Here is a 26149-nt window from a genome sequence, read left to right as displayed (position 1 = left end):
AAAGCCCTTTCAGAACCCTGCCCGGAGCCAACTTTCTGTTATCGTCCGGGCCCCGCCCCGTCTCCACCGGTGTGCGCAGCCATACCCACACCACAGCAGCGGCCGTCGGCGCCCTCGCGGCGGTCGCCGCCCTCCTGACCACGGCTCCCCCGGCCGTGGCCGCGGGCTCGCGGGACGTCACCTCCGACGTGCTCGCGGACCGGGACGTGACCCTCACCGGCGACACCGTGGTCACCGTGCCGTCGGGGACGACGACGTACGACGGTGTCCTGCGCGGCGAGGGCACGCTGACCGTGCGCGGCAGCGGGACGCTGGTCCTGACCAAGGACAGCGACTTCACGCTGCCGAAGTCCCGGCAGCGGCAGGTGGTGCGCACCCAGGGCGGCCACCACCCGTACACCACGGTCACCCGGCCCGACCCGCCGGCGATCACCGTCGAGCGCGGGGCGACCCTGCAGTACGGCACGGGCGGCGGAACGGGGCTGATCGGGCACTTCCCGTACAACACGCCCGGATATCAGCTCAACCAGCTCAACATCCGCGTCGACGGCACTCTCAGGCTCTCCCTGACCCGCACCTTCAACATCGGCACCATCAGCGGCTTCGGCCTGGTCACCCAGCCCCGCAACATGTGGGGCACCCTCGACCTGGCCGGCACCCACCCCTTCTCCGGGGTCATCGACAACGGCACGGGGATGGCCGTCGGCCGCCCCGAGTACCCGGTCGCCCTGCCCGACGTCCGCGCGATCCTCAACCAGGGATCCTGGATCATCGACACCCCGCTGTACCAGACGATCACACTGCGGCAGGACTTCTACCAGCGCGAGTACGGCAGCGACGTCAACGTCCACACGCGGCCCGGCAGCAAGGTGGTGCTCACGGGGCAGTACAGCTACAGCGACCGCGGTGGCGACACCAACCCGTCACTGAGCGACGCCGGAATCAACTGGCGTGCGATCCCTCACCAGTTGAACAAGCGGGGCACCAACATCGAGGGTGCGGACGTGCAGTGGGGTGACGGAAGCACGCACCGGATCTTCATGCCGGGTACGGCGGACACCGTGTACATCAACCTGCACGAGAAGAGCGGGCGACGGTCCAGGCTGACCTTCGACTACAACGGGCCGGTCACCCTGGGCGCGCCGATCGGCGGCGGCAGGTACCACGACACGCTGGCCGCGCCCGGCGCCGGGGACGTCGTCATCGCCGGGACCCGGGGCAACGACGTGACCTTCGCGGCCGGGCAGCACTACGACGGGTCGACCACCGTCGAGCAGGGGGCGGTCCTGCGGCTGGGGTCGGCGCAGGGGGACGGCTCGCTGCTGACGGGCAGCGCGCGGCGCTCGGTCGTGAACGACGGGACGCTCGTCGTGCAGAACGGGAAGACCGCGATCTCCCTGTCCCGCGTCAGCGGCCGCGGCTCCCTCGTCCAGTCCGGCGCCGCGACGACCACGCTGACCGGGAGCGGGGTGACGTACACCGGCACGACGACCGTCTCCAAGGGCACGCTGGCCCTGCGGGACGGGGCGACCCTCGCGAGGAGCAAGGCGATCCGGCTCACCTCGGCGGGGGCGCGACTGGACGCCGGGTCTTCCGCGCTGCTCGTGACCGGGGCGCTCACCGGCAAGGGCACGGTGAAGGGGGCGGTGTCGAACGAGGGCGTGGTCGCGGGCGGTGTCACGGTCACGGGCGACTTCACCCAGCGCGGGAAGGGCGAACTGGTCCTGCGGGACAAGCCGCTGAAGGTGGGCGGTGCGGTGCGGCTGGCCGGGGAGCTCGACCTGTCGGCGGCCGGGACCGCGCCCGCGCGGGAGATCCGCGTCCTCGACCACACGGGATCCGCGAAGACCACAGGGATGTTCAGCGGGTTGCGCGAGGGCGGTGAGGTGAAGCTCGCGGACATGGTCTACCGGATCAGTTACCGGGGTGGCGACGGGAATGACGTCGTCCTCACCGCCGTCGCCGGGAGTCCGACACCGTCGGCGCGGGGCAAGGCGACTGCCGGCCCGGTGGCGGCCGAGACGACGCGTACGGCGAACACCGCGAGCAGTGGGCTGGGTTGGTGGCCCTATGCGCTCGCGGTGGGGCTGCTGATCGGGCTGGTCCTGCCGGTGACGAAGCGGCGGGGCGGGGGACGGCGCGGGGGCGGGCGGCACGCGGCGCGCGGGTAGCCTCGGTTTCTTCGGTCTGCCGACCGTGGTCAACTCGCCCACGGCGCAGACCGTGACGTTCACCGCGACGGCGACGGCCACGGTGACCGCGCCCGCCCCGAGCCCGTCCGGTACCGCCGACGACCTCGGCGAAGCCGTCGAGCCCAGCACCGCTGCCGTCGGGCACTGTGCCGCTGACCAACCTGTCGCCCCTCGATGGCGGCGACGTGATCAGCCTCAGGTCGGTGACCATGGGGGCGAAGTCCTACGAGCAGGCCATGGTGTTGGCCGACCCCTGTGATGGGCCGGTCGTCAGATACAGCATCACGAGCGCTACAAGTCGCTCGCCTTCACCCTCGGGCTGGACGACAACGGCACAGCCGACCTGATCAAGGCGAAGGTCGAGGGAGACGGCCAGAACGGGGTGACCGTGGGAGCGGAGATCAACCGGCCGCAGTCCGTGACCGTGGACGTGACAAGTGTCGTCAAGCTCGTCATCTCGTCCGAGGGCGAGTGCAACAGCGACGGGATCATCCTCGCGCCGGCCAACGCCACGCTCCACTCGTGATCCGAACGGCACCTCCTGACATCAATGACTGTTTCTGAGCCCGTGAGTCAAACAGACCCTGGGCCGGGTCAGTATCCGATGGTCTCTCGGAGAAGCAGCACGGTGCCGCGCCCTGGGCGGGGTTCCGCGTTGAGGATGAGCAGGCGGTTGACTGCGCTGGGCATCCCGTACACGGCCTGGGCGCGGGCGTTCTCCAGCGGGAGGGCGTGCTCCTCGACGCGGCGCAGCGCTGTGCTCAGGTCAGGCACCACCTTCTGCGCGCCGACGATCCAGACCGCGTGGGCGGCGCCGCCCGCGTTGGCAGGGAGTTGGCTGCCGCTGCCCGAGGCAAGGACGAGCGAGCCGGTCTCGGTGACCGCGGCGACGCTGTTGACGACGAATTCGGGGACTGCGACCAGCCTTCGGATCTCGTCGGCGCCGGTGGCACGGTCGATGGCCAGGACGCGCGGCCTGATGGCGTCGTACCGGCCGCCGGTGTTGATGTCCTCGTCGATGCCGGACAGTCGGAGGGTCTCGCTGGCTCCGGTGAGCACGCTGGCGCCCTCGGGGAGCAGGTCCTTGATGCGGGCGCGCGCGGCCGCGGCGTCGTCGAGGATCTCGGCGGCGAAGCCGCCCGCACGCAGCGCTGCGGCTGCCCGCTCCAGTCGTTCGTCCGATGCCGGGTGGGCGAAGGACGCGGCCGGAGCCGGGGTGGCCGTGGCGTCTGCCGGGTTGGTCCCGGAGCCCTGCGCCGCGCGGGGCGCCGTGCCCGCAAGCGGGGAGGTGTCGAGATACCTGACCTCGTAGACCCGCTCGGCGAACTTCCAGCCCTCCGCGGTGCGCTGGTAGCGGTCGTGGTAGACGGCGTAGTTCAGACCCTGGCGTCCGTCGAGGGTGCGTGCGAGTTCCTGGATGTAGGCGCGGCCGGTCGCGGTGTCGCCGTCGAGCATGATCGTGCCGGGGTGTGTGTTCTGTACGAAGAAGTCCCACTGGCTCTGCAGCCGCTCGCCCCCGGCACGGATCTCCTCGCGGCCGACCTGCTCGACGGGGATGTTGGGCATGCGCAGGGCACCGTCCGGTGTGAACAGCGACGCCAGGCGGGGTCGGTCGCGCATCATCGCCGCGTCGGTGAACTCCCCCCGCAGTGCCTCGATCTCGACGCGGTCCGCAATGGCCTGGAAGTCATTCATGGGACTCCCCTCTCCGTCTCGTTGTCGTCCTCACCAGTACGACAACGCAGCCCTTCGGAATGTGAGGCGGCGCGTCGGCGTCACATTCCGGTGCGCTGTCTTGTCGTAACGGGCAGAGGCACAGAAGCGAGCGAGGGAGACGCCTGACCATGACCACCAGAGCCGAGCCCGGCAACGATCAGAGCGATCCGGGCGTCAGCGCGATCATGAGCGAGCGGCGCCAACTGCTCAACCTCGGCTATCGACTCCTCGGGTCCCTTGCCGACGCCGAGGACGTCGTGCAGGAGACCTACGCCCGCTGGTACGCCATGTCCGCACGGGAGCAGCAGGCCATCGAGTCGCCCGGCGCCTGGCTGATGACGGTCGCCGGCCGCATCTGCCTGAACCTGCTCGGCTCGGCGCGGGCCAGGCGGGAGACGTACGTGGGCGAATGGATCCCGGAACCGCTGCCCGAGCCCACGGAGTGGATCACCGGGCGCTCCGGCGCCGACGGGACCGACCCGGCCGACCGTGTCACCCTCGACGAGTCGGTGACGATGGCCTTCCTGGTCGTCCTCGATTCGATGACCCCGGCCGAGCGCGTCGCGTTCGTCCTGCACGACGTCTTCCGCTACCCCTTCGGCGAGGTCGCCGAGATCGTCGGCCGCACTCCGGCGGCGTGCCGCCAACTGGCCTCGTCCGCCCGCCGTCGCATCCGCACCGCGCAGACCCCGGCGGGCCCGGGTGCCGGACAGGCCGGCATCGTCAGGCAGTTCAGAACGGCGTGGGAGGCCAAGGACATCGACGCCCTGATCAGCCTGCTCGACCCCGACGCCACCGCGACCGCCGACGGCGGCGGGCTGGCCGCCACCCACCTGCACCCGATCGTGGGCGGTCAGCGGATCGCACATGCCTACGCCGAGATCGCCCGTCTGTGGGACGGCCGCACGACGTTTCTGGAGTGCACGGTCAACGGCCTGCCCGGCTTGGTGGCGCGGCAGGACGGCACCATCGTGACCGTGTTCGCGTTCGAGATCGCGGGCGACCGGATCAGGCATATCTGGGCGGTGCGAAACCCCGAGAAGCTCCGTCCCTGGCGGATCAGCTGAGGAGCGGTCCGAAAACACCGCAGCGATCGGATCGTGACCAGCACCAACCACAGCACACCTAGGTCCCTGTCCGCCCGCTCGGTGCCGCCGGGAACCCCAGCCGTGGAGCCAGTTCGCGTGCCTTCGAAGCCCACTCCGCCAGGAAGGCCAGCGTCAACCCTCGCTCGCGGTAACGGAGTTCGGCGGAGACCGTGCGGGCGCCGCCGTAGTCGAGTTGTTCCTCGCTCGCGCGGGCCAGCATCAGGGCGGTGAGCCAGTCGTACTTGACGGCCGAGGCGCAGACCGCGAGACGTACGAACTGTTCGTCGCCGCGCCAGCCGGTGCTCCGCAGGCCGTGGAGGTAGGCGTCGTAGGCCCTGTCCGCGTACTCGGGCAGGCGGGCGGCCGGGAGGAACAGGTCGAAGACGGAGTCGGGGAGGTGGTTGCCGAGGTCCTCGCCGAGCGCGCCGTCGCCGGCGAACGCCCAGTCGAGGGCGACGGAGTCGGGGCCGTCGGAGCGGACGTTCGCGGGCCACATGTCGAGGTGGCAGAAGGCGCGAGGCAGGGTCTCCATCACCTGGAGGAACCACTCGCGGTCGTGGTGGAGCCGGACCATGTCCCGTCGCAGGCCGGGCGGGAAGTGGTCACGGACGAGGGGCTGTTGCCACGCTTCGTCGTCGTCGAGGAGCTCCTGACCGAGGAGGTTGGTGCCGACGTACTCGCGCAGGAAGCGGTGGCTGAGCCACGGCCGGTCCACCTCGCCGACGGCCGCCTGCGCCGCGCCGACGGGCGTGCTCGACGTGCCGGTCGAGCGTCCACTCCGTCGCGGGCTCCCCCGGCACGTCCTCCAGCCACAACGCCACGTCCCCGTCGGCCCGTTCGGCACAGGCCAGCAGCCGGGGCGCGCGGATGCCGTACGGCTGCCAGAGCCGGGCGAGCCCGGACTCGTAGACGTGCGCCTCGCGCCGCCAGTGGTTCCAGTGCCGCGGGTCGTCCGAGGCCGCCCAGCGCTCGTCGGTCTCCTTGGTGCGGGTGAGCACCTTCAGCACGGCGGACCGGTCCCCGGCGCGGGCCCTCCACACCCCGCGCGTGACGCCGTTCCTGGGGTTGTGGGTGAGCAGCTCGAAGCGGGCCGGCCCGCTGAACGGGCCGAGCACTTCCTTGACTTCGGCGTACGCGACATCGGTGTCAGGCAGCATTCCCCAAGGCTAGGGCCCCGGCAGGCAACGTTTGCCCGTCAAGGAGCGGCGTCGTGGGGGTCCCTCCCGCTCGAGCGAAGCCGAGAGTGGGGGAGCGTGCTCTCGGCGTGCCGGCCGGAAGCCCTCGTACTGGATGTACTTGGGTTTTCGGCCGGTGCGGCGAGAGGGCGTGCCGGGCGTCGCGACGGGGCGAACGTTGCCTGTCGGGGCACTAGGGCCGCCGACCGCGGGTCCTGCGCTGCCCGGTGAGGTCGTGATCTACGGCCGGGAAACGTACGATGAGCATGGTGGTCGCTTTCGGCGCGTTGGGCCGAAGGAGGTGCGTGATGACGCACGACGGCGAGCTGAGACTGCACCTGCGGCGCGTCCTGGACGCATTGTGCCCGGTCGTGTTCCGCGAGCTGACCGACCCGCGGGAACTGGCCCGCTGGTGGGGCCCGGACGGGTTCACCGTCCCGAGTGTGGAAAGCGACCTGAGGCCAGGTGGTGGCTACCGGATCGCGATGCAGCCGCCGGAAGGCGAGTTGTTCTACCTGGTGGGCGAATTCCTCGAGGTCGAGCCCCCAGTACGCCTGTCGTACACCTTCCGCTGGGAGGATCCCGACCCCGAGGACCGGGAGACGGTGGTGACGCTGTCGCTTCGCGACATCGACGACACACGGGCCGAGTTGATCGTCGACCAGGGTGACTTCGCCACGGAGCGGCGGCGGGCTCTCCACGAGGAGGGCTGGACTCAGGGTCTCGGCAAGCTCGGGGAGCTGCTCGCGTCGATATTGGATTGACCACGATCCACGCCTGGCCGGCGTTGCCCGCCATGACGACGACTCCGGGCGGCGACGAGGCGGGCGGGCGGGCGCCAACCGTCCAAGTGCGGTCGGCTGGTGGGCGAGGACTTGGTCCACGGACCGTCAACGGCGGCGTGCGGTCAGCAACCAGGCCAGATCGATCACCGTGATCGCCCCCCAGATCCAGCAGGTGACGGCGCTTTCGTCCGGCGCCAACGCTGTGGCGAGGGCACCCGACCCGACCGTGCCCAGCACTACCGCGGCGCTGCGCCTCGATGTCAGTGATGCGCGCAGTGGCCCCGGCGCGGCCAGCCTGTCGGCCAGGTAGGCGTCGAACGCCTCCGCGACCTGATCGTCGATCTCGTCCCGCATCTGCGCATCCAGTGATTCAGACATGGACGGCCACCCGCTGCACCGCAGTCGCCCGAACGGAAGCCACCGCCGGCGGCCGCAGCGCGACGACAGCGCACAATGCCGCCAGGGGCAGTTCCAGCGCGCAGGCCAGAGCCAGCGAGATGACGACGTCGTGTCCAGCCGTCATGACATCGAACCAGGCGTCGACCAGTAACAACACGGCTGTCGCGATCGACGCCAGCGGCGCCCGGCGGTCACTGCGCCGGACCAGGACCGCCGACGTCAGCAGACCGGCGATCTCCAACGCATCGAAGCCGACCCAGGCGGCCCGCCAGTGCCGCGCTGGATAGATGTCCGGCAGTGTCGTCCACAGCACCGCAAGCCATGGCACCAGCGCCAGCCCCGCAGCTAGTAACAGCCTACTGACCAGGTTCTTTCGCATCTCGACCCCCGAGCGTCCCGGCGCCCGCCGGCGCCTCCCGCACCAAAGTAGCGATTGCAGAGCTATTCTGCAAACAATCTCTGCAATAACTGCAGAGAGTCTCTGCAGTACGCTGGTCGGCATGGTCGAGCGCCCCGAGAAGAGAGTGCTCACCGGCCCGGACCTCAAAGCCTTCTACAAGGCACTGTCCAACCCGGTGCGCCGCGACATCCTGAGCTACCTCGGCGAGCACGGCGAGGCGAACTCCACCAGCGTCGCCAAGGCCCTCGGAGAAAGCACCGGCACCACCAGCTACCACCTGCGCAAACTCGCCGACCTCAAGCTGATTGCCGAGATCGAGGAGCGGTCCACCGGCCGGGAACGCTGGTGGAAGTCACTCATGACGGACATCTTCACGCCGCCGGGCCTGGAGTTGACGGCCGACGAACGCGAGGCCGCGGTGAAGATCGGCGCCCTCAAGATGACCCATGACCTGAACCTGGTCGTGAGCGCATACGCCGGGTACGACTCCTCCGCAGGCTGGAACCAGATCTACCGCGCCGGATTGCGGATGACGAAGGAGCAGGTCGCCACGTTCGTCGAGGAGTACCAGGCGCTTCTACGCAAATACCTGACGGAGCCCGGTGACCACCCACCCGACTCACGGCACATGGCCGTACGCCTGGTAGTTGTGCCCGACGAGGGCCCCCGGCCCGCCCTGCCGACTGAGCCGGACGACGACTAGCGGCCCACCAGACGACAGAGTCCTGGCATCGAGGTCAGCAGGCGTTCTGGCTCCCGCGTTCTCTCCACATGGTCAGCGCCCTGGCCGCCGCCGGGTTCGTACGACGGCGACGGCGACGGCCGGGCTTCAGGCCGATGTCTGAGCCGGTTCCGCACGCCCGCGCAGCCACACGTACACCGGAATGCCCGCGAACAGGAACAGCACGCCCTGGTACACGGCCGCGTAGCCGGCGCCCGCGATCAGCCAGAAGGAGAAGGCGAAGGAGAGGGCGGCGACGATCAGGTCGCGGACGAGACCGGCGGGGCGGACCTGCTCCCGCGTGCCCTTGGCCAGCCAGTACAACTGGGCCGCCGCCGACAGGAGGTACGGCACGCAGCCGGTGAACGTGGTGATGAGGACGAGGACGCGGAACGTGGTGTCCGGGCCCGCCGTGTAGTTGAGGCCGATGAGGGCCGTGCCGAGGAGCGCGACGGCCCACACGCCGAAGCTTGGCACCCCGCCCTTGTTCACCTTGGCGAAGGGCGCCGGGAAGAGTCCGTCGCGGGCGGCGGCGTACGGCATCTGCGCGGCGAGCAGGATCCAGCCGTTGAGGCAGCCGGTGATGGAGGCCACGGCGACCAGCGCGATGGCGGTGCCGCCCCAGGAGCCACCGGTGATCGCGTTGACCGCGTCGGCGAAGGGCGCGCCGGAGTCGACCAGCTTGTCGTGCGGGACGAGACCGAAGACGGCGACGGTGCCGAGGAGGTAGACGAGGGCGGAGGCCAGCGTGCCGAGGACGCTCGCGCGGCCCACCGTGCGCTCGGGGTCCTCGACCTCACCCGCGCTGACCGCGGCCGACTCGACACCCAGGAAGCTGTACAGGAGCAGCGCGGCGGAGGCCGCGAGGGCGCCGGGGACGCTGTCGCCGGTGGCGTTGAACGGGCCGAAGTTGTCGGTGTCGACGAAGAACAGGCCGACGGTGGCGACCAGCAGCAGGGGGACGAACTTCAGCACCGTGGAGACGATCTGCACCGTGCCGACCCAGCGGGTGCCCGCGAAGTTCGCGACGGCCGGCAGCCACAGCGCGCCGAGCGCGACGACCGCTTCGAGGGCGTGGTTGCCGTGCAGCGGTATGAGGACGTCGACGTAGCCGACGACCGCGACGGCGAGCGCGGCGATGCTGACCCAGCACATCGTCCAGTACGACCACGCCGACAGGAAGCCGGCGAACGGGCCGAACGCGTCGCGGGGGTAGACGTACAGGCCGCCGGTCACAGGACTGCGTCGGGCGAGGGTGCCGAAGAGCAGGGCGAGCAGTACGGCGGCGACCGAGAGGACGCCGAAGGCGAGCAGGCTGAGCGTGCCGTACGGGGCGACGGCGGCGGGCAGCGCGAAGATGCCGCCGCCGATGATGTTGCCCATGACGAGGGCGGTGGCGGCGGCCAGACCGAAGGTGCGGCGACGCGTGGGGAGCGGCTTCGCCTCGGGGTCCGCCGGTTCCGACGGTTCCGTGGCTTCGGTGGGGCTGGGGGCTGTCATGGCGGTTCCTGGCGGTCCGGGGGAGGTTTCTTCGGGGGGTGGCGGGGAGGGCGTGATCGTAACCCGGCATCCCACATCGTGGGCGATCTGTTCATGTACTGGACACATCCGACCTGCCGCCGGGCCGTTCGACTAGCGTCGTGACATGACCAGCCAGACCCCTTCCTCCGCACCCCGGCCCGCCTCACCGTCCCTCGCCGAAGCGCTCGCCGCCGGGGCCGTCGTCCTCGACGGCGGCATGTCCAACCAGCTCGAGTCCGCCGGGCACGACCTGAGCGACGCGCTGTGGTCCGCGCGGCTGCTCGCCGAGCGGCCCGAGGCGATCACCGAGGCGCACCTCGCCTACTTCGAGGCGGGCGCGAACGTGGCGATCACCTCCAGCTACCAGGCCACCTTCGAGGGCTTCGCACAGCGCGGCATCGAACACCAGGAGGCGGTCCGGCTGCTCGGGCTGAGCGTGGAGCTGGCCCGCGAGGCGGCCGAGCAGGCCCGGGCCAAGGGCGTGGCGCGTCCGCTGTGGGTGGCCGCGTCGGTCGGCCCGTACGGGGCGATGCTGGCCGACGGCTCCGAGTACCGGGGGCGCTACGGGAGAAGCGTCGACGAGCTGGAGCGCTTCCACCGGCCCCGCCTGGAAGTACTGGCCGACGCGGGTCCCGACGTGCTGGCCCTGGAGACGGTCCCCGACGCCGACGAGGCGCGGGCGCTGCTGCGGGCGGCGCGCGGTCTCGGGGTGCCGGCCTGGCTGTCGTACACGGTGTCCGGCGACCGTACGCGGGCCGGGCAGCCGCTGGAGGAGGCCTTCGCCCTGGCCGCCGACGCCGACGAGGTGATCGCGGTCGGCGTGAACTGCTGCGCCCCCGAGGACGTGGACGGCGCCGCCGCGATCGCCGCGCGGGTGACCGGGAAGCCGGTGGTGGTCTATCCGAACAGCGGCGAGGCCTGGGACGCCGAGACCCGCGCCTGGAACGGCCGCTCCACGTTCACGGCCGAGCAGGTCCGGGGCTGGCAGGCGGCCGGGGCGCGGCTGATCGGCGGCTGCTGCCGGGTGGGGCCGGAGGCGATCGGGGCGATCGCACGGACGCTGACACCGGCGCCCTCGGCCTGATGCGGACGCCGACACCGGCCCCGTCGGCCTGATGCGGACCCCGCCGTGACGCTGACACCCACACCCACACCCACACCGACGCAACACATGCCGCTTCCCGCCCCCCACTGCTAGCCTCCGCAGCGGGAACCGGTTGCCCTGGCGCGGCCGTTGTTCCCACGGGGAGAGGGGCCGGGGGGAATGACCAGGAAGAACGGGGACGCGGGGCGCAGCACCATCCGGGACGTGGCCGCCCGGGCGGGCGTGTCGGCGTCGACGGTGTCACGGGTGCTCGGCGGGGCGTATCCGGTGAGTTCGGCGGCCCGGACGCGTGTGATGCGGGCGGTGCGGGAGCTGGACTACGTCGCCGACGCACGCGCCAAGGCGATAGCGGGCGTGGGGACGCCGACGCTCGCGTTCGTCCTGGAGGACATCACCGGTCCGTCGTTCGCGCACATGGCGCACGGCGTGGAGCGGGAGGCGAGCCGGCTCGGCCATCTGTGCCTGGTGTGCGGCACGGAGGGCGACGTCCGGCACGAACTGGAGTTCGTCGAGATGATGCGGGCCCAGCGGGCCGCCGCCGTGATCCTGGTCGGCGGCGCCGCCGACACCCCGGAGTACCGCGACCGCACGCGCCGCATCGCCGACTCGCTCGCGGCGGTCGGCTCCCGCCTGGTGCTGTGCGGCCGTCCGCCGCTGGGCCCCGGGGCGCCGGTGACGGTCATCGAGTACGACAACGAGGGCGGCGCGTACGCCCTCGTCGCCCATGTCCTGGCCCAGGGTCACCGGCGGATCCTGTTCCTGGGCGGCAGGGCGGACCACACCACGGCGCAGGGCCGCGAGCGCGGCTACCTGGCCGCCCACCGTGCCCGCGGTCTGGAGCCCGACCCGGCCCTGCTGCTGCACGGCGACTTCACCCGGGACGCGGGCCACCGTCTGATGCGCCACGCCCTGCGGGAGGGGCTGGAGTTCACGGCGGTCGTCGCCGCCACCGACATGGTCGCCGCGGGCGCGCTCACCGCCCTGCACGAGGCGGGCCTGAACGTGCCGGGCGACGTGTCGTTGGCGGGCTACGACGACATCCCGTTCGCGCGCGACCTGCACCCCGCGCTCACCACGGTCCACGTCCCCTACGAGGAGTTGGGCCGCCTCGCCGTCCGCACGGCCCTGGGCAGGAGCGCGGACGCGCCGGCCGAACACCTGCTGCTGGGCACGCATGTGGTGGTGCGGAACTCGGTGGCGGCCGTGGGTGACGCCGGGCGTTGAGCGTCGCGGGGTCATGGTCGCAGGCCGCGTGCGGCTGGGTGGGTGGGTGGCTGGTCGCGCGGCCCCCTCACCCCCGGGACGGTCCACTACGGCGCCAGTACTCCGTGATCGCGAGCCGGGGCCGAGCCACCGCGCGCCCGCAACCGACCCGTTCGGGATCTTGCCCCACCTCACGACGCGTTCCTATCCTCGACCAGGACAGCAACCGGTTTCTACGCGTCCGTGCCGGCGCGCGCACGTCCGCACGGCAGACAGGGAAGTGCGCCCCATGACCTCCGGCCCGATCCGTCCCACCCGCCGCGCCCACACCGCCCTGCGCCCCGCGACCGACGCGCGCGTCACCGGCGGGTTCTGGGCGGGGCGGCGGCGGACCAACGCCGAGGTGAGTGTCCCTCAGGGCCCCGGGAGACTGGAGCAGGCCGGCAACCTGGCCAACCTGCGGGCCGCCGCGGGCGGTGACGGTGCCTACAACGGTGACTTCCCGTTCCAGGACTCCGACGTGCACAAGTGGCTGGAGGCGGCGTCCTGGCAGCTCGCGGAGGCACCGGATCGAGCGGAACTGGCCGCGCAAGTGGACGAGTTGACGGCCCTCCTCGCCGCCGCGCAGCGACCGGACGGCTATCTCCAGACCTACTACCAGGTCGCCCACCCCGACCGGCGCTGGCAGGAACTGGCCTGGGGGCACGAGTTGTACTGCGCGGGCCATCTGATCCAGGCCGCCGTGGCGCACCACCGGGCGACCGGACGGCCCGAACTCCTCACGGTCGCCGTGCGGTTCGCGGAACACGTCGACGCGACGTTCGGCGCGGGCAGGATGGTCGACGGGGTGTGCGGCCACCCCGAGATCGAGACCGCGCTGGTGGAGTTGTACCGGGAGACCGACGAGCGCCGCTGGCTCGACCTCTCCGCGTACTTCGTCGACCGGCGCGGCCAGGGCCTCCTCGACGCCGACGCCAACCCCCACCTGGGGCAGGCCTATTGGCAGGACCACACCCCGGTGCGCGCGGCCACGACGGTGGCCGGTCACGCCGTACGGCAGCTGTACCTGCTGGCCGGCGTGGCCGATCTGGCCGCCGAGACGGGGGACTTGGAACTGCGTGCCGTCTCCGAGCGGCTGTGGGACGCGATGGTGTCCACGAAGACGTACCTCACCGGCGGTGTCGGCGCCCGGCACGAGGGCGAGTCCTTCGGGGAGGCGTACGAGCTGCCGCCGGACCGGGCGTACGCGGAGACCTGCGCGGCGATCGCCTCCGTCCAGTGGTCGTGGCGGATGGCGCTGCTGACCGGCGAGGCGAAGTACTCCGACCTGGTCGAACGTACCCTCTACAACGGCTTCCTGTCCGGTGTCGGCCTGGACGGCGACAGCTGGCTGTACGTCAACCCGCTCCAGGTGCGGGAAGAGTACGAGGGGGCCAACGAGGACGACAAGGCGGCCCGCCGCACCCCGTGGTTCCGCTGCGCCTGCTGCCCGCCGAACGTGATGCGGCTGCTCGCCTCGCTCCCCCACTATCTGGCGAGCGGTGACGAGGAGGGGCTGCAGCTGCACCAGTACGCGACGGGCGTGTACGCGGCGGGCGGCGGCCGGGTGCGCGTGGCGACGGAGTACCCGTGGGACGGGCGGATCGCGGTCACGGTGGAGGAGGCGCCCGAGGACACCGACTGGACACTGAGCCTGCGCATCCCGTCCTGGTGCACGGCCTTCACCGCGGCGGCCCCGGACGGGGACCCGCCCGCCGAGACCAGCCCGGGCTGGCTGCGTCTGCGCCGCCGCTGGCGCCCCGGCGACACCCTCTCCCTCGATCTGGACCTGGGCGCCCGGCTGACCCGCCCCGACCCCTGTGTGGACGCCGTCCGCGGCTGTGTCGCGATCGAGCGCGGGCCGCTCGTGTACTGCCTGGAGGGGGTGGACCAGGAGCCGGGCACCCGCTTCGACGACCTGACGCTGCCGGACGGCGGGCATCTGACGGTGACGCCCGCGCCGGAGCTGCTGGGCGGGGTGAGCGTGATCACTGCCGACGGACGGCGCCGGAGCGACGGAGCCGCCGTACCACTGACCGCAGTTCCGTACTGCGCGTGGGCGAACCGTCGACCGGGTCCGATGCGGGTGTGGATTCCTCAGACGTGAGGGCGCGGGTGGCGTCGGCCGCGGCCCACAGAACGCGTTCCGGATCCCGTAGACCGTATGCGGTATAGGGATCGTCTACGGTATCCGGTCCACCGTCGCCGAAGACCCGCACCGGATGCGAGGCGTCCCACGGCTCCCACCCGGGATCCCCCTCGGCGACGAACCGCACCCACGCCCCGTGCATGGCGTCCGCGAGCGCCTGCGGGGCGCCCTCGCCGGCCAGCCTGGCGGACTCGGGTACGTCACCGGTGTCGAAGACGAAGCCCAGCTCCAGGGCGTGGCAGGCGCCGAGGCCGGGCAGCAGCGAGGACCAGACGAACTCGTAGACGTACGAGGATCCGGACCGGGCGTCGGCCAGACGCTGCAGCGGCAGCCGCAGCAGGTGGTCGGTGACGAGCTGGCCGACGGTCTCGGCGGTCCCGGCCTGCGGGTGCAGGGTGCGGTAGCCGCGCACCACCTCGTGGCCGCAGTGACAGCGGGCCATGGCACCGGCCAGGGCGACCGCGCCGAGCCGGTCGACGCGCTCCAGGAGGCCGCCCGGGACCAGCCACAGCCGGTACTCGTCCCGCGTCCAGCCCATCATCAGGTCGATGCCGCGGGCCGCGTCCCCGTCGACCAGGGCCTCCAGCGGGTCGCGGGGCACGAGGTCGCCGTCGACGACGACGCCGAAGGCGGGCCCGCCGAGGACGGGGCTGCTGAGGCGGCCGACCTCGGCCTGGGCGCGCAGCAGCAGGTCGCGGTCGACGGCGGCGAAGGCCTCGGCGGTGGCGGGGATCTTCAGCCGGGTCGCCATCCGGCGCACCAGGCGCCGTACCTTGTCGCGGTCGCTCGCCTCGGGCGACCCGCTCTGCAGCACGGCCCGCCGGAAAAGGCCCTGCGCCTGCGGGGCGGCGATCAGGGCGCCGATGCTGATGGCGCCGGCCGACTGGCCGCACAGGGTCACCCGATCGGGGTCGCCGCCGAAGGCCTCGATGGACTCGTGGACCCAGCGCAGGGCGGCGAGCTGGTCGCGCAGTCCGGGATTGGCGGGGGTGTCCGGGAACAGTCCGTAGCCCTCGACGCCCAGCCGGTAGTTCACCGAGACCAGGACGATCCCGTCGCGCGCGAAGGGGTACCCGTCGTAGACCGGCACGGCCGAGGAGCCCCTGGTCAGGGCGCCGCCGTGCAGCCACACCATGACAGGGAGCCGGGCCCCAGGGCCCGGCTCCGGTGTCCACACGTTGAGATTGAGGCAGTCGTCCCCGGGCACCACCGGGTCGGACAGGTACTGCGCGAACGCCTCCGAGTACGGCGGTTTCGGCGGCGTCGGACCGAAGGAGCCCGCGTCCCGCACCCCGTCCCACGGCTCTGGCGGGACGGGGGGCCGGAAACGGCGGGGGCCGAAGGGCGGGGCGGCGTACGGGATGCCGCGGAACACCGCGACACCGTGCTCGTATCTGCCGCGTACCGCCCCGTAGGGCGTGGCGGCCACGGGGTTCTCCTGCTCTGCCGTCATACGCCCACCAGCCCTTCGCCGTGCTCGTGCACCGGTAACTCCAGAGCACCACATCGACGCGTGGTATTCCGGTGCACGAGCCTGCGAGGGGGCTATTTGGCGTACATCAGGGTGCCGAAGCCGAGCTGGTCGTAGCCGCCGCTGGTGGAGTCGTAGTCCCCGCCGCCGCCCTCCGGGGCGACGAGGTCGTAGTACATCTGCGAGATGTACTTGTCGTCCAGGGACAGGCGCCGGTTGTAGTGGAAGTGGAGCATGGCCCACACGGGACGGACCTGGCCGCGGGACCCGGAGCCGATCACCGTCTGCGACTGCTGGCTGCAGTTCTGGCCGCTGCCCCACGTGTAGGTGGTGTAGGGCACGTCCATGCCCAGGTTGTACTTGGCGACGTACTGGGCGCCCTTCATGAACCGTCGGCCGTCGTAGGAGTACAGGTCGTCGCCCTGGTTCCAGGCCATCTCGCAGATCGCGCCCATCTGGCCCATGCCCATGACGGTGTGGCCCTGGTCGCGGCCCGACTCCTGCCACTGGCCGAGGTCGTAGCCGTCGACGTTGCCGTAGAGGAACGGCACCGCGTGCTGGATGGAGCCGTTGCCGGCGCCGGTCTTGAAGTAGTTGACGGCCTGGTCGTACTTCGCGGCGTTGTCGGTGAGGATCCCGATGGCCATGATCGAGGCCATGTTGCACAGGTCCCAGTTGGCCCAGTAGTTGGTGATGCAGGCGTCGTTGTGGTTATTCAGGAACTGGTTGTTGAGCGGGTAGAAGACGTTGACCATCATGTCCTGGAACGCGCCGAGGTCGAACCCGGCGTACCCGCGCATGAGTTCGGCGGCCTGGGCGAACTCCCAGCCGTAGATCCCCGCGGCGAGGAACCGGTCGGCGTTGCCCGTGACGGACGTGAGGGTGTTCGCCCAGGCGTTGAGGATGCGGACCGCGCAGTCCCCGTTGGCGGCGGTGCCGGCGACCTGCCAGCGCAGGGCGTTCTGGTAGGCGGCGGCGATGTCGTTGTAGAGGAGGCTGTAGTTCTCCCCGGTGCCGCCGCGGATGATCGTCGCGGTCGCCCGGGGCGTCCAGGTGGACTGGGAGTGGGAGTTGGCGGTCAGCTTGTTCCAGCCGGACAGCCAGGGGTCGTCGCCCGCGGCGACCCTGACCTTGGCCCGGTTGATGTCACCCCAGTTGTGCAGCATGCCGGGGTGGGTGAAGGTCGCCGGTGCGGCGTCCGCCGTGGTGGCGGTGGCCGTGGCGCCGAGTGCGAGGGCGGCGGTGACGCCGCCGGCGGTCTTCAGCAGACCGCGGCGGCTCACCTCGCCGCGCTGGAGGTGCTCGTGGGGGGAAATGCGGCTCATGGCAGTGCGGCTCCCATCAGATGGGTCTACATGGGGGTGATGCTCACCTCGCTGAATCGCGTGGTGCTGCGGACCAGGGGGCTGCGGGAGCAGACCACGAGGCCCACGTAGTAGGGGGCGTCGCCGAAGCCGGGGATGTCTCCCGCGGCGAGGGGGGTCCAGCTGACGCCGTCATCGGTGGAGAAGGACGCGGTGAAGGTGGTGCCGGTGCGCTTCAGCCGCAGCAGGGTGGGCTGGGTGACCGTGCCGCCGCCGGAGAAGGCGGAGGCGCCGGCCACGGTCTTGCGCAGCATGAGCTGCGCGGTGGTGCCGCCGGTGACGACGGCTCCGGCGGCCTGGTCGAACGGTGACAGGGACTTGGCCATGAGCAGCCCGACCCGGTCGCCGCTCGCCCCGTCGCGGGAGACGAGCCGGGTGGTGATCTCGCAGTCACCGGTGACCGGCTGTCGTACGAACTGCCCTGTCATGCCCTGGCCGTTGACGTTCAGGTCGACTCCGGCACCGCGGACGACGAGGGTCCCGTCCTCGTACGCCGTGCTGCCGGGAGTCATGATCGCGACCACGCCGAACGTCCCGAAGGGCCGGTCGTCGAGGACCACGTCGCCGAGGTCGCCGTACGTCCACGGGTCGGGCGGGGGTGTGCCGACGGTGAGCTTCAGCGTGCCGGTGCCGTCACCGGCGGCGTTGCCCGCGGTGGTGGTGACGGTGAACTCGCCCGTCTCGGTGGGTGTTCCGCAGACGACACCGGTGCGCTTGTCGAGGCGCAGGCCGTCGGGCAGTCCGTCGGCGGTGAACCGCACGGGCTCGTGCGAGGCCCGCAGCACGTGCCGGAAGGGGACCCCCCTGTTCGCGAACGCGGTGGTCGCGGAGGTGAGTTCCGGCAGCGACGGGGTCGGCATCGGCGCGGCGGCGGACTTCGACAGGGGGCCGCGCGCGCCGCCGTTGGACTTGGCTACGGCGTAGTGGTACGTCGTGCCGGGCGTCCCCGTCGCGTCCGCGTACTGGATGCGGGTGCCGAACCCGACCGGTCCGACGCCGGTCGCGATCGTCTCGTACCGGCCGTCCGCGTCGGTGGCCCGCAGCACCTTGTACCGGGCCGAGAGGTCCGGGTCGGTCCAGGCCAGCTCCACCGCGTCCGCGCCGGTGGTCGCCCGCAGGTCGGTGGCGGCACGTCCGGGGCACGGGGTGCCCCACACCTCGCCCCTGGCCGACGACGTCACGGTGACGCTGTCGAAGGCGCCGGTGCCGGTCTCGGCGTACTCCTGGTCGACGCCCAGGCAGGAGCTGAGGGAGAGTCCGGCGTACGCGGTGCGGCCGAGGTCGACCTCGGTGGAGCCGACCTCGGTCCAGCGGACGCCGTCCGGGGAGATGGCCCCGGTGCAGCGCCGGCCCTTGCGGGTGACGCGCACCCAGTACGGCATGCGCAGCCGGTAGCCGTCGCCCGCGCCTTCGACGTACGGGGCCTCCAACGGGGTCGCCGACTCGGGCAGCTCCCCCAGGCTGGAGATCGGGAAGGACGCGCTGGTGGTGATGGCCGCCTGCTGGCTGGGCGGCACGGGGGTGCTGCCCGTGCCGGAGACGGATGCCCCGGCCTTCGGGCGTACGGCCCACACACCGCTCCACGTGTGCAGCGGCAGCCCCTGGATCAGCATCGACGCGTGCGCGGCGTCCGCGTCGAGGGAGCCGCGGAGGGTGACCCCGATCCTGGAGTACTGGGAGCTGAGCGGGAACACGACGCGCGCGGTGACCGAACCGTCGCCGGGAAGCGGCAGATGCACCACGCGGTACGAGTCCGCGGTGCCGCCCGCCTCCAGCACGAACCGCTCACCGTCGAAGTGGGTGGAACCGGCACGCCCCACGTCACCGACGTCCCGGGTCGCCCACGGCTCGGGCAGGCCGGCAGTGGCCGCCACCCATCCCGAACTGGCACTTGCTCCCTGGGAGTTGGAGGCGGCGACCTGGTAGTAGTAGGTCCGTCCCGTGCGTGCGCCGGTGTCGGTGTACGTGGGCTTGTCGATACCGGAGGCGATCTCCTCGTACGGCCCGTCGGGGCCGGTGGCCCGCTGGACGGTGTACGCGCTCGCCCAGGCGGACGGCAGCCAGCCGACGGTGACGGCCCTGTCCTCCCCGACCGCCGTGACGCCTGCCGGAGTCGCGGGCACGGTCGGTGCGGACGCCTTCGCGCCGGCGTAGGCGAAGGTGCCGAAGCTCGGCAGGTCATCGTTGCTGCCCTCGACGACCCGGGCGCCGCCTGTGCCGCGGAAGACGGCGGCCTTCGTGTACGGGGTGTCCCGGCCGCGGACGCCGGCGTAGTGGGCGTAGTACATCTCGTAGATCGGGGGCAGGTTGCCGCGTCCGGTGGCGGAGACGGTCTTCTTGATGTACTTGCCGGTGCGGTCGAGGTCGGGGGTGAAGGGGACGTCGCCGCCGAGGTTGTAGCGGGCGGCGTACTCGGCGTTCGCGAGGATGCGGTTGTCGTCGAAGCCCCACAGGTCGACGCCCTGGTTCCAGGCGACCTGCGCGGCGTCGCCCATCAGGCCGACGGCGAGCTGCTCGTGGCCCTGGTCGCGGCCGCTCTCCTGGCCCTGGCCTGCGTCGGTGACGACGCGGTTGCGGACGCTGCCGTTGCCCGCGCCGGCGGCGGCGAACCGCAGGGCGTCCTCGAAGAGCGTGGGCTCCTCGCAGAACACGCCGATGGCGAGGATCGACTGGACGGACGTCAGGTCCCAGTTGCCGTTGGCGTAGAGCATGTAGCCGGACACCGCCGGATACCAGACGTCCAGGAAGGAGCGCTCGCAGCGGGCGATGTCGGAGTCCGCCCATCCGTCGTAGCCGCTGTGCCGCAGCAGCTCGGCCGCGTTGACGAACTTGAACGCCTGGAGCCCGGCGCCGAGCGGACCGTCGGCCCCGGTGATCGCGGTGAGCGACCTCGACCAGACGTTGAGGATGTCCCGCGCCTTGTCCGCGTTGGCGCGGTTGCCGGTGACACACCACATCAGCGCGTTCTGGTAGGCGGCGGCCGAGTCGGCGACCGCCTGGTTCTGGAAGTTGGTGGGGCCGCGGCCCCAGGAGGTGATCTGGCCGGTGTTCTGGATCGCGTACGTGGGCTTCGACCGGGCGTGGGCGGCGAACGTGAGGTAGCCGTCGTAGACCGGGGACTCCTGCGCGGCGACCGCGGCCTTCATCCGGTCCAGGTCCTCCTGGGAGTGGAGAAGACCGGGGTGTCTGAACGAGAACGCCGCTTCGGCGGCCGTCTGGGCCCACGCGGCCGTGGCGGAGGCGGACAGCAGTCCGCCCGCGGCCACGGCCGTGAGCCCCGCCGCGCCGAGGAACGACCGTCGGCTGAGGGAATGCACGGGTGTCTCCTGGTTCAGTGGTGCCGCGTCACGCGTGCGCGATGGTGAGCGTGACGTTCTTCGTCGCGGTGCCCACGCTGTTGGTGGCCGAGACGGCGACCGTGAAGGTGCCGACGTTGTCCCTGGCGGTCCCGGAGATCAGACCGGTGGCGGTGTCGATCGCCAGCCCCTTCGGCAGGCCGTCGGCGTTGAACGAGGTCGGCAGCCCGCTGGCCGTGATCAGGTGGTTGAAGATCTGGTTCTTGGTGGCCGTGGCCGTGTCCGGGCTGGTGAGCTCGGGCGCGTCGCTGGAGGTGGCCTCCGTGGAGTTCAGCCACCGGGTGTTCAGCACGTGCTCGTTGGCGTACGCCGGCATCATGTCGGTGAACGTGTACCAGCCGGGCTTCTTCATCCCGTTGCCGATGAACTTGCCGTTGATGACGAGGTTCTGGAACGTGACGTTGTTGATGGCGTGGTCCGCGTCGTAGCCGACCATGATCGACGGATTGGCGTGGGTGCCGGTGTACGTCAGGTTCCGGATGAAGACCCCGTCGATGCCTCGTCCGACAGAGGTGTTGTAGCTCTTGTTGAACATGACCCGCATGTTGATCAGCTGACCCCAGCGGAAGTCGTCCACCCGGATGTCCTGGGCGCGGACGTTGCGCACCAGGTTGCTGTCGCCCGGGTTGAGCGCGATGCAGCCCTGGTAGTTCATCTGCGGTTCGCGGTGGTCGAGGATGTCGATGTTGCTGAAGACGAGGTTCTCGATGGTCTCCGGCTTGTCGGTGTTGCCGTGCGTGCCGACGTTGATCGGGTGCGCGACGTCTGCCCAGAGGGTGGAGTTGCGGACGGTGATGTTGCGACAGTCGCCGTAGTAGTCCCAGCGGTGGGCGTAGATCGCGATGCAGTCGTCGGCGTTGCGCATCCAGACGTTGTCGATGAGGACGTCCTCGCTGGAGAAGACGTCGATGCCATCGCCCCACTGGCCGTGGCTGTAGGAGTGGAAGTTGCGGATGGTGACCTGCTTGGACTGGCCGATGGTGGCCGCGTAGCCGCTGCTCGGGTTGAGCACCGTGACGCCGTCGATCTCGATGTTCTCGGAGTACTCGACAAGGACACCGTTCGCCGAGTTGTAGATCACGCCGCGGCCGCGCAGCCGGGCGTTCTCCACCTCGTGGAACTCCACCCGGGACGTGAGCACCGCGCCACCGGCCAGGTAGACCGTCTTGCCGCTGGGCACCTTCACCACGCCGTCGGTGGTCTTGTGCAGGCCCGGGCCGAAGTAGATGACGTCCTCGTCATCGGGGTCCGGTACGTGCGACTCGATCGGGTTGGCGTGCAGCTGGAGGTTGTTGAAGATGTCGCCGTCGACCTCGATGGAGAGGTTGCGCGGCTCGGTGAGGGTGAAGCTCACCGTCGCGCCGTCCACCGTGAAGTCGACGTCGTACGACAGGGGGCGGATCCGCGCGGTGCCGATGGCGCCCTTGGCCGAGGTGACGGCGACCTCCACGGTGCCGTCGAAGTCGAACATGGCGACGGAGGAGTTGAAGACCGGACCGCTGCCCGTGTTCGCGTCGATCATCTTCGCCCGGGCGCGGTAGACGGGCACCGTCTGCCATTCGCCGCCCGCCGTGCGGGCCTTGACGGAGTAGCTCGAGTTGGTCGGGACCCCGCTCGGGATGGGGTACACCACCAGCTTGTCGGGCGCTCCGGACGTGCCGGCGGCTCTCGCGGTACCGGCCGTCGCGCCGATCAGTGAGTACGCCGCGGCGGTGGCACCGGCGGCCTGGAGAAGGGTGCGCCGGGACAGTCCGGTGCTCTGGGCGTCGTTCATGGAGCGTTCCTTCGGCAAGAGAGAGATGAGAGATACGGGGAGGACGGGGAGGTCACTTGAGCCCGGACGTCGACATCCCGGCGACGAAGCCGCGCTGGGCGACGAGGAAGATCAGCAGGATCGGTACGACGTACATCACGGAGGCCGCGGCCTGGAGCTCGGGGACGGGTGTGCCGGCCTCGCTGACGTAGGTGGTCATCACGGCGACGGCGAGCGTGGTGCGGTCGGTGGACAGCAGCAGCTGCGGGGCGATGTAGTCGCCCCAGGTCCAGGTGAAGGCGATGATGAAGCTCGCGGACAGCACGGGCCAGGACTGCGGCAGGAAGATCCGCCAGAAGACCGACGCGTATCCGCAGCCGTCGACGATCGCGGCCTCCTCCAGCTCGCGCGGCATGCCCGCGAAGAACTGCCGGAAGAGGAAGACGAGATACGGCGCCGCGGACAGGCCCCACAGCACCCACGGCCAGTACGTGTCGACCATGCCGAGCTTGGCGAAGATCAGGTAGGTCGGCAGCAGCGTGACCATCTGGGGGAGCATCATCGAGCCGAGGAGGACGCCGAACAGCACCTTCTTGCCGGGTGCGTCGAGGCGGGCGAAACCGAAGCCGACCCAGGCGGAGCTGAGGGTGACGAGCGTGGCGTAGATGAGGGCGATGGCCAAGGAGTTGCGGGCGTAGCCGAGGAAGTCGATCTGGTCGAAGGCGTCGGCGAAGTTGTGCCACTGGAAGACGTCGGGCAGCCAGTGCACCGGCGAGGCGGCCAGTTCGCCCTGGGTCTTCAGGCCGGAGAGGATCAGCCAGCCGAAGGGGCCGAGGAACAGCCCGGTGACGGAGACGAGGACCGTGTAGAGGACGAGGCGCTTGGCGCGCAGCCGCACGCGCACCTCGGGCGTCGATGACTTGGGCGGCAGGGTGGTCGCGGTCACTTCTTCGCCTCCGGGTCGACGTTGTAGAACACCGCGCCGGACGTGAACTTGAAGATGAGTCCGGTCACGACGAGGATCAGGACGAAGAGCACCCACAGCAGCGCTGAGGCGTAGCCGTAACGGCCGAGCGCGAAGTACTGCGCGAACACGTGCATCATGTAGAGGTAGTTGGACTGCGGGACCGTGGTGATGCCGCTCGTGTCGCCGAGCGGGGCCAGCAGCAGCGGCATGATGGTCTGCACCGAGGCGATCATGCCGGTCACCGTCTGGAAGAGCAGGACCGGCGACAGCAGCGGCACGGTGATGCTGCGGAAGGTGCGCCAGGCGCTCGCCCCGTCGATACGGGCCGCCTCGTGGAGTTCCCGGGGTACGTCCTGGAGCCCGGCCAGCGAGATGATCATGACGTTTCCGGCGCCCCAGAGCACCGTCATCAGCAGCACGTAACGGGCGTAGGGGTCGGCGAGCCAGCCCACGGCGTCGATGCCGAAGAAGGTCAGAGCGCCGTTGGCGGCACCGGAGTTCTGGTCGAAGAGCAACTTGAAGGCAAGGCCCGCGCCCACCGGCGGCACCACGGCGGGCAGATAGAGCAGGGTGCGGAACAGGCCGCGCGCCTTGATCGGCCGGTTGACCAGTACGGCGAGACCGAGCCCCGCGATGATCGACAGCGGCACCGAGGTCACCGCGAACAGGCCCGCGCGGCCCAGCGCGTCCCAGGTGACCGGATCGTTCAGCAGCTCGCGGTAGTTGCCGAGTCCGACGTAGCGCCAGTTGGGCGAGATGCCGTCGAACGTGGTGAAGCTCAGCCACAGCGCGTACACCATCGGCGTGATGGTCAGCAGCAGGAACCCGATGATCCAGGGCGAGGTGAACATGTAGAACGCCCGGTGCCTGCGCGCGGTCATGGAGGTCCGTGGCCTGTCGGCGGCCGGTGCGCGTGAGGTGCTCGCGGCGGCGCCGGGCCGGTCCGCGACGGAGGAGATCTGGTCGACCGTCATCCCACTTGCTCCTTACCGCGCTTCAGCTGCTCGTTGATGGCCGAGTTCAGGCGCCCGGCGAGGGTGTCGACGGAGATCTGGCCGTTCATCGCGGCGGGGGCGATCTGGTTGAAGAGGGCGTCGAGCGCGTCCGCCCTGGTGTAGGGGGTGAAGGAGACCACCGAGAAGTGCTTCAGCTCGTTCTCCTGTACCTTCAGCACCCGTTTCTGGTAGTCCTCCTTGGCCGGCATCAGCGACCGCAGCGACTTCAGGGTGGGGATGCCCCAGCCGCCGGAGGCACGCGCCTTGGCCGGCTCCTCACCGAAGAACCACTCGAAGACCCGCCACGCGGCGTCCTTGTTCTTCGCTTTCTTCGGCATCCACAGGCCGGTGCCGCCCTGGCAGGCGCTGATCCGGGGGCCGCCGGCGAAGACGGGGGCGGGTGCCAGCCGGGACACCTCCGCCAGTTTCTTGTCGGTGCCGATCATGCCGCCCAGCCAGTAGCCGGAGTTCGACATGGCCAGTCGCCCGGCCTGGTAGGTGGGTCCGTCCCAGCCGTTGGGGTCCGGCTGAATGAGGCTCGTCCCGACCTTGGTCTTGCAGTAGTCGATGTACCAGGTCAGGGCCTTGCGGGCCTCGGGGGTGGTGAAGTCGACCCGGGAGAAGTCGTCGCTGAAGAGACTGCCGCCGGCGGACGCCGTCATGGTCGTCAGGAGCGTGGACCGGGTCAGTCCGCCGTAGCTGCCGCCGAAGACAGTGATCTGGCCCTTCTTGCGCTGCACGAGACGCTTGGCCCGCTCCAGCCACTCCTCGTACGTGGCCGGTTCGGTCTCCGGCGGATAGTCGACACCGCCCTTGTCGAAGGCCGCGGTGTTGTACCAGTACATGGAGTCCTGGGAGAAGTCCTTCGCCATGCCGTAGCGCGCGCCCTTGCCCTGGGTGCGGCCGTCATACCGCCACAGGTCGTTGACGGGGTCCAGATCGTCCAGCTTGAGGACGCTGCTCCGGGCGAAGTAGGGGTCCAGCTCCTCGGCCACGTCCCGCGCGGCGAAGAACGGCAGGTCCACGGCGCCGACGCCGCGCACCAGGTCGGGCGGGTTGCCGCTGGTGAGCATCGCGATCAGCTTGGTGATGTCGTACTTCACCAGGACGATCTTGATGCCGAGGTCTTTCCTGGCCTGCTGGATCTGCTCCGGGAGGATGTCCCCGGAGTTGACCATCACGGTGACGGTGTCGCCCGGGCCACTGACCCCGGTGGACACCTGCATCGCGCACCCGCTGAGCGCCGCCGCACCGGCCACTGCGCCGCCGGCCGACAGGGCGAGGAATCGGCGGCGACTGGGAGGAGCACCGGCGTAGGAGCGCATGGAGGCCTCACGTTCTGTTCGGGGAATGCGGCTCGATCGGCCGCAGTAACAAGTAGCAACCGGTTGCTACGACCGAGTGGGCAGAGCTTCTTGCTGTCGAGGGGGCACGTCAAGGGTCTTCGCAGACTTTCGAAAACTCTGCACAGGGGGCGCGGGCGGGTGGATCGCGGGGCGGGAGGGCGCGACGAGATCCAGCGGATGGCCACTGAGCTGGGGTTATTCAGCTGCTCCGGCGCGCGTCGTCATCGCCGTCGACGCACGGGACGAGCGGTCGGCATGCTCGGGCAACCTGCCACGGTCGCCACGAACGGGACGGCAACCGGTTGTGACCGCGACCGCGGTACACCCTGCCGGCCTGCCGAGGAATTGCTTCTCGGAAACGCGTTACGGCGCCCTGATCCGGGCGCAGATGCGGCGGGCGGCAC

21 protein-coding genes are annotated in these 26149 nt (G+C 70.7%); 8 read left to right on the top strand and 13 right to left on the bottom strand.

The genetic code is table 11. The annotated features are described in order from the left end of the window. Positions 1–71 precede the first annotated feature (71 nt). Both ACFYWX_RS15870 and ACFYWX_RS15865 read left to right on the top strand, forming a co-directional pair. On the top strand, positions 72–2171 hold the full coding sequence (locus ACFYWX_RS15870) for an autotransporter (RefSeq protein WP_389424586.1): 2100 nt from the start codon (positions 72–74) through the stop codon (positions 2169–2171). Between the two features lie 403 nt (positions 2172–2574). Continuing rightward, positions 2575–2718 (top strand): hypothetical protein, encoded by a 144-nt coding sequence (locus ACFYWX_RS15865; RefSeq protein WP_389424585.1) that lies wholly within the window; start codon positions 2575–2577, stop codon positions 2716–2718. A 68-nt stretch (positions 2719–2786) separates the two neighbouring features. Here ACFYWX_RS15865 and ACFYWX_RS15860 read toward each other — a convergent pair whose 3' ends face one another. Beyond that, positions 2787–3887: a nuclear transport factor 2 family protein gene (locus tag ACFYWX_RS15860; protein WP_389424584.1), complete on the bottom strand. Its 1101-nt coding sequence runs from the start codon at positions 3885–3887 to the stop codon at positions 2787–2789. A gap of 149 nt (positions 3888–4036) precedes the next feature. Here ACFYWX_RS15860 and sigJ point away from each other — a divergent pair, with 149 nt between their 5' ends. Continuing rightward, positions 4037–4975: an RNA polymerase sigma factor SigJ gene (gene sigJ / locus ACFYWX_RS15855; protein WP_389424583.1), complete on the top strand. Its 939-nt coding sequence runs from the start codon at positions 4037–4039 to the stop codon at positions 4973–4975. A gap of 58 nt (positions 4976–5033) precedes the next feature. On the opposite strand, the gene ACFYWX_RS15850 is transcribed toward sigJ, so the two are convergent. After that, positions 5034–5711 carry a phosphotransferase gene (locus ACFYWX_RS15850; protein WP_389424582.1) on the bottom strand — a complete coding sequence of 226 codons (678 nt, stop codon included), beginning with the start codon at positions 5709–5711 and terminating at the stop codon, positions 5034–5036. Continuing rightward, on the bottom strand, positions 5599–6153 hold the full coding sequence (locus ACFYWX_RS15845; protein WP_389424581.1) for a hypothetical protein: 555 nt from the start codon (positions 6151–6153) through the stop codon (positions 5599–5601). Before ACFYWX_RS15845 ends, ACFYWX_RS15850 begins: the two co-directional genes overlap by 113 nt. Positions 6154–6479: 326 nt before the next feature. Between ACFYWX_RS15845 and ACFYWX_RS15840 the strand changes: the two genes are divergently transcribed. Continuing rightward, positions 6480–6935, top strand: coding sequence for an SRPBCC domain-containing protein (locus tag ACFYWX_RS15840; protein WP_389424580.1), 456 nt, complete (start codon positions 6480–6482; stop codon positions 6933–6935). Between the two features lie 126 nt (positions 6936–7061). Here the strand turns inward: ACFYWX_RS15840 and ACFYWX_RS15835 are convergent, their stop codons facing one another. Both ACFYWX_RS15835 and ACFYWX_RS15830 read right to left on the bottom strand, forming a co-directional pair. Beyond that, the gene (locus ACFYWX_RS15835) at positions 7062–7334 is read right to left on the bottom strand and encodes a hypothetical protein (RefSeq protein ID WP_389424579.1); all 273 of its coding nucleotides are present in this window, start codon (positions 7332–7334) and stop codon (positions 7062–7064) included. Next, on the bottom strand, positions 7327–7734 hold the full coding sequence (locus ACFYWX_RS15830) for a hypothetical protein (protein WP_389424578.1): 408 nt from the start codon (positions 7732–7734) through the stop codon (positions 7327–7329). Before ACFYWX_RS15830 ends, ACFYWX_RS15835 begins: the two co-directional genes overlap by 8 nt. Before the next feature lie 121 nt (positions 7735–7855). Between ACFYWX_RS15830 and ACFYWX_RS15825 the strand changes: the two genes are divergently transcribed. Next, the gene (locus ACFYWX_RS15825) at positions 7856–8458 is read left to right on the top strand and encodes an ArsR/SmtB family transcription factor (RefSeq protein WP_389424577.1); all 603 of its coding nucleotides are present in this window, start codon (positions 7856–7858) and stop codon (positions 8456–8458) included. A gap of 126 nt (positions 8459–8584) precedes the next feature. Here ACFYWX_RS15825 and ACFYWX_RS15820 read toward each other — a convergent pair whose 3' ends face one another. Further along, a complete protein-coding gene (locus ACFYWX_RS15820; RefSeq protein ID WP_389424576.1) occupies positions 8585–9976 on the bottom strand; it encodes an amino acid permease in 1392 nt (463 codons plus the stop codon). 145 nt (positions 9977–10121) lie between these two features. Here ACFYWX_RS15820 and mmuM point away from each other — a divergent pair, with 145 nt between their 5' ends. The 3 genes from mmuM (at position 10122) to ACFYWX_RS15805 (ending at position 14451) form a co-directional block, all read left to right on the top strand. Next, positions 10122–11081 (top strand): homocysteine S-methyltransferase, encoded by a 960-nt coding sequence (mmuM, locus tag ACFYWX_RS15815; protein ID WP_389424575.1) that lies wholly within the window; start codon positions 10122–10124, stop codon positions 11079–11081. A 180-nt stretch (positions 11082–11261) separates the two neighbouring features. Further along, positions 11262–12326 carry a LacI family DNA-binding transcriptional regulator gene (locus ACFYWX_RS15810; RefSeq protein ID WP_389424574.1) on the top strand — a complete coding sequence of 355 codons (1065 nt, stop codon included), beginning with the start codon at positions 11262–11264 and terminating at the stop codon, positions 12324–12326. Between the two features lie 268 nt (positions 12327–12594). Then, positions 12595–14451: a glycoside hydrolase family 127 protein gene (locus ACFYWX_RS15805; protein WP_389424573.1), complete on the top strand. Its 1857-nt coding sequence runs from the start codon at positions 12595–12597 to the stop codon at positions 14449–14451. Here ACFYWX_RS15805 and ACFYWX_RS15800 read toward each other — a convergent pair. From ACFYWX_RS15800 to ACFYWX_RS15770, 7 genes are all read right to left on the bottom strand, one after another. Then, a complete protein-coding gene (locus ACFYWX_RS15800) occupies positions 14333–15946 on the bottom strand; it encodes a carboxylesterase/lipase family protein (RefSeq protein ID WP_389424572.1) in 1614 nt (537 codons plus the stop codon). The two genes, ACFYWX_RS15805 and ACFYWX_RS15800, sit on opposite strands and share 119 nt — an antisense overlap. Before the next feature lie 92 nt (positions 15947–16038). Next, positions 16039–17289: an alginate lyase family protein gene (locus tag ACFYWX_RS15795; protein ID WP_389424571.1), complete on the bottom strand. Its 1251-nt coding sequence runs from the start codon at positions 17287–17289 to the stop codon at positions 16039–16041. Positions 17290–17315: 26 nt separating this feature from the next. Continuing rightward, positions 17316–20645, bottom strand: coding sequence for a putative Ig domain-containing protein (locus ACFYWX_RS15790; RefSeq protein ID WP_389424570.1), 3330 nt, complete (start codon positions 20643–20645; stop codon positions 17316–17318). A 28-nt stretch (positions 20646–20673) separates the two neighbouring features. After that, positions 20674–22458, bottom strand: coding sequence for a glycosyl hydrolase family 28 protein (locus ACFYWX_RS15785; RefSeq protein ID WP_389424569.1), 1785 nt, complete (start codon positions 22456–22458; stop codon positions 20674–20676). Positions 22459–22510: 52 nt separating this feature from the next. Next, positions 22511–23383, bottom strand: a complete 873-nt coding sequence (locus tag ACFYWX_RS15780) for a carbohydrate ABC transporter permease (protein WP_389424568.1) — start codon at positions 23381–23383, stop codon at positions 22511–22513. Continuing rightward, positions 23380–24378 (bottom strand): carbohydrate ABC transporter permease, encoded by a 999-nt coding sequence (locus ACFYWX_RS15775; RefSeq protein ID WP_389424567.1) that lies wholly within the window; start codon positions 24376–24378, stop codon positions 23380–23382. The genes ACFYWX_RS15780 and ACFYWX_RS15775 overlap by 4 nt, the downstream gene beginning before the upstream one ends. Beyond that, positions 24375–25724 (bottom strand): extracellular solute-binding protein, encoded by a 1350-nt coding sequence (locus ACFYWX_RS15770; protein WP_389424566.1) that lies wholly within the window; start codon positions 25722–25724, stop codon positions 24375–24377. The genes ACFYWX_RS15775 and ACFYWX_RS15770 overlap by 4 nt, the downstream gene beginning before the upstream one ends. Positions 25725–26149 lie beyond the last annotated feature (425 nt).

This window comes from Streptomyces sp. NPDC002888, from assembly GCF_042888465.1.
Taxonomy (GTDB): domain Bacteria; phylum Actinomycetota; class Actinomycetes; order Streptomycetales; family Streptomycetaceae; genus Streptomyces.
Note: the sequence above shows the minus strand (reverse complement) of the source record. Positions and strands in the feature narration are given on the sequence as shown.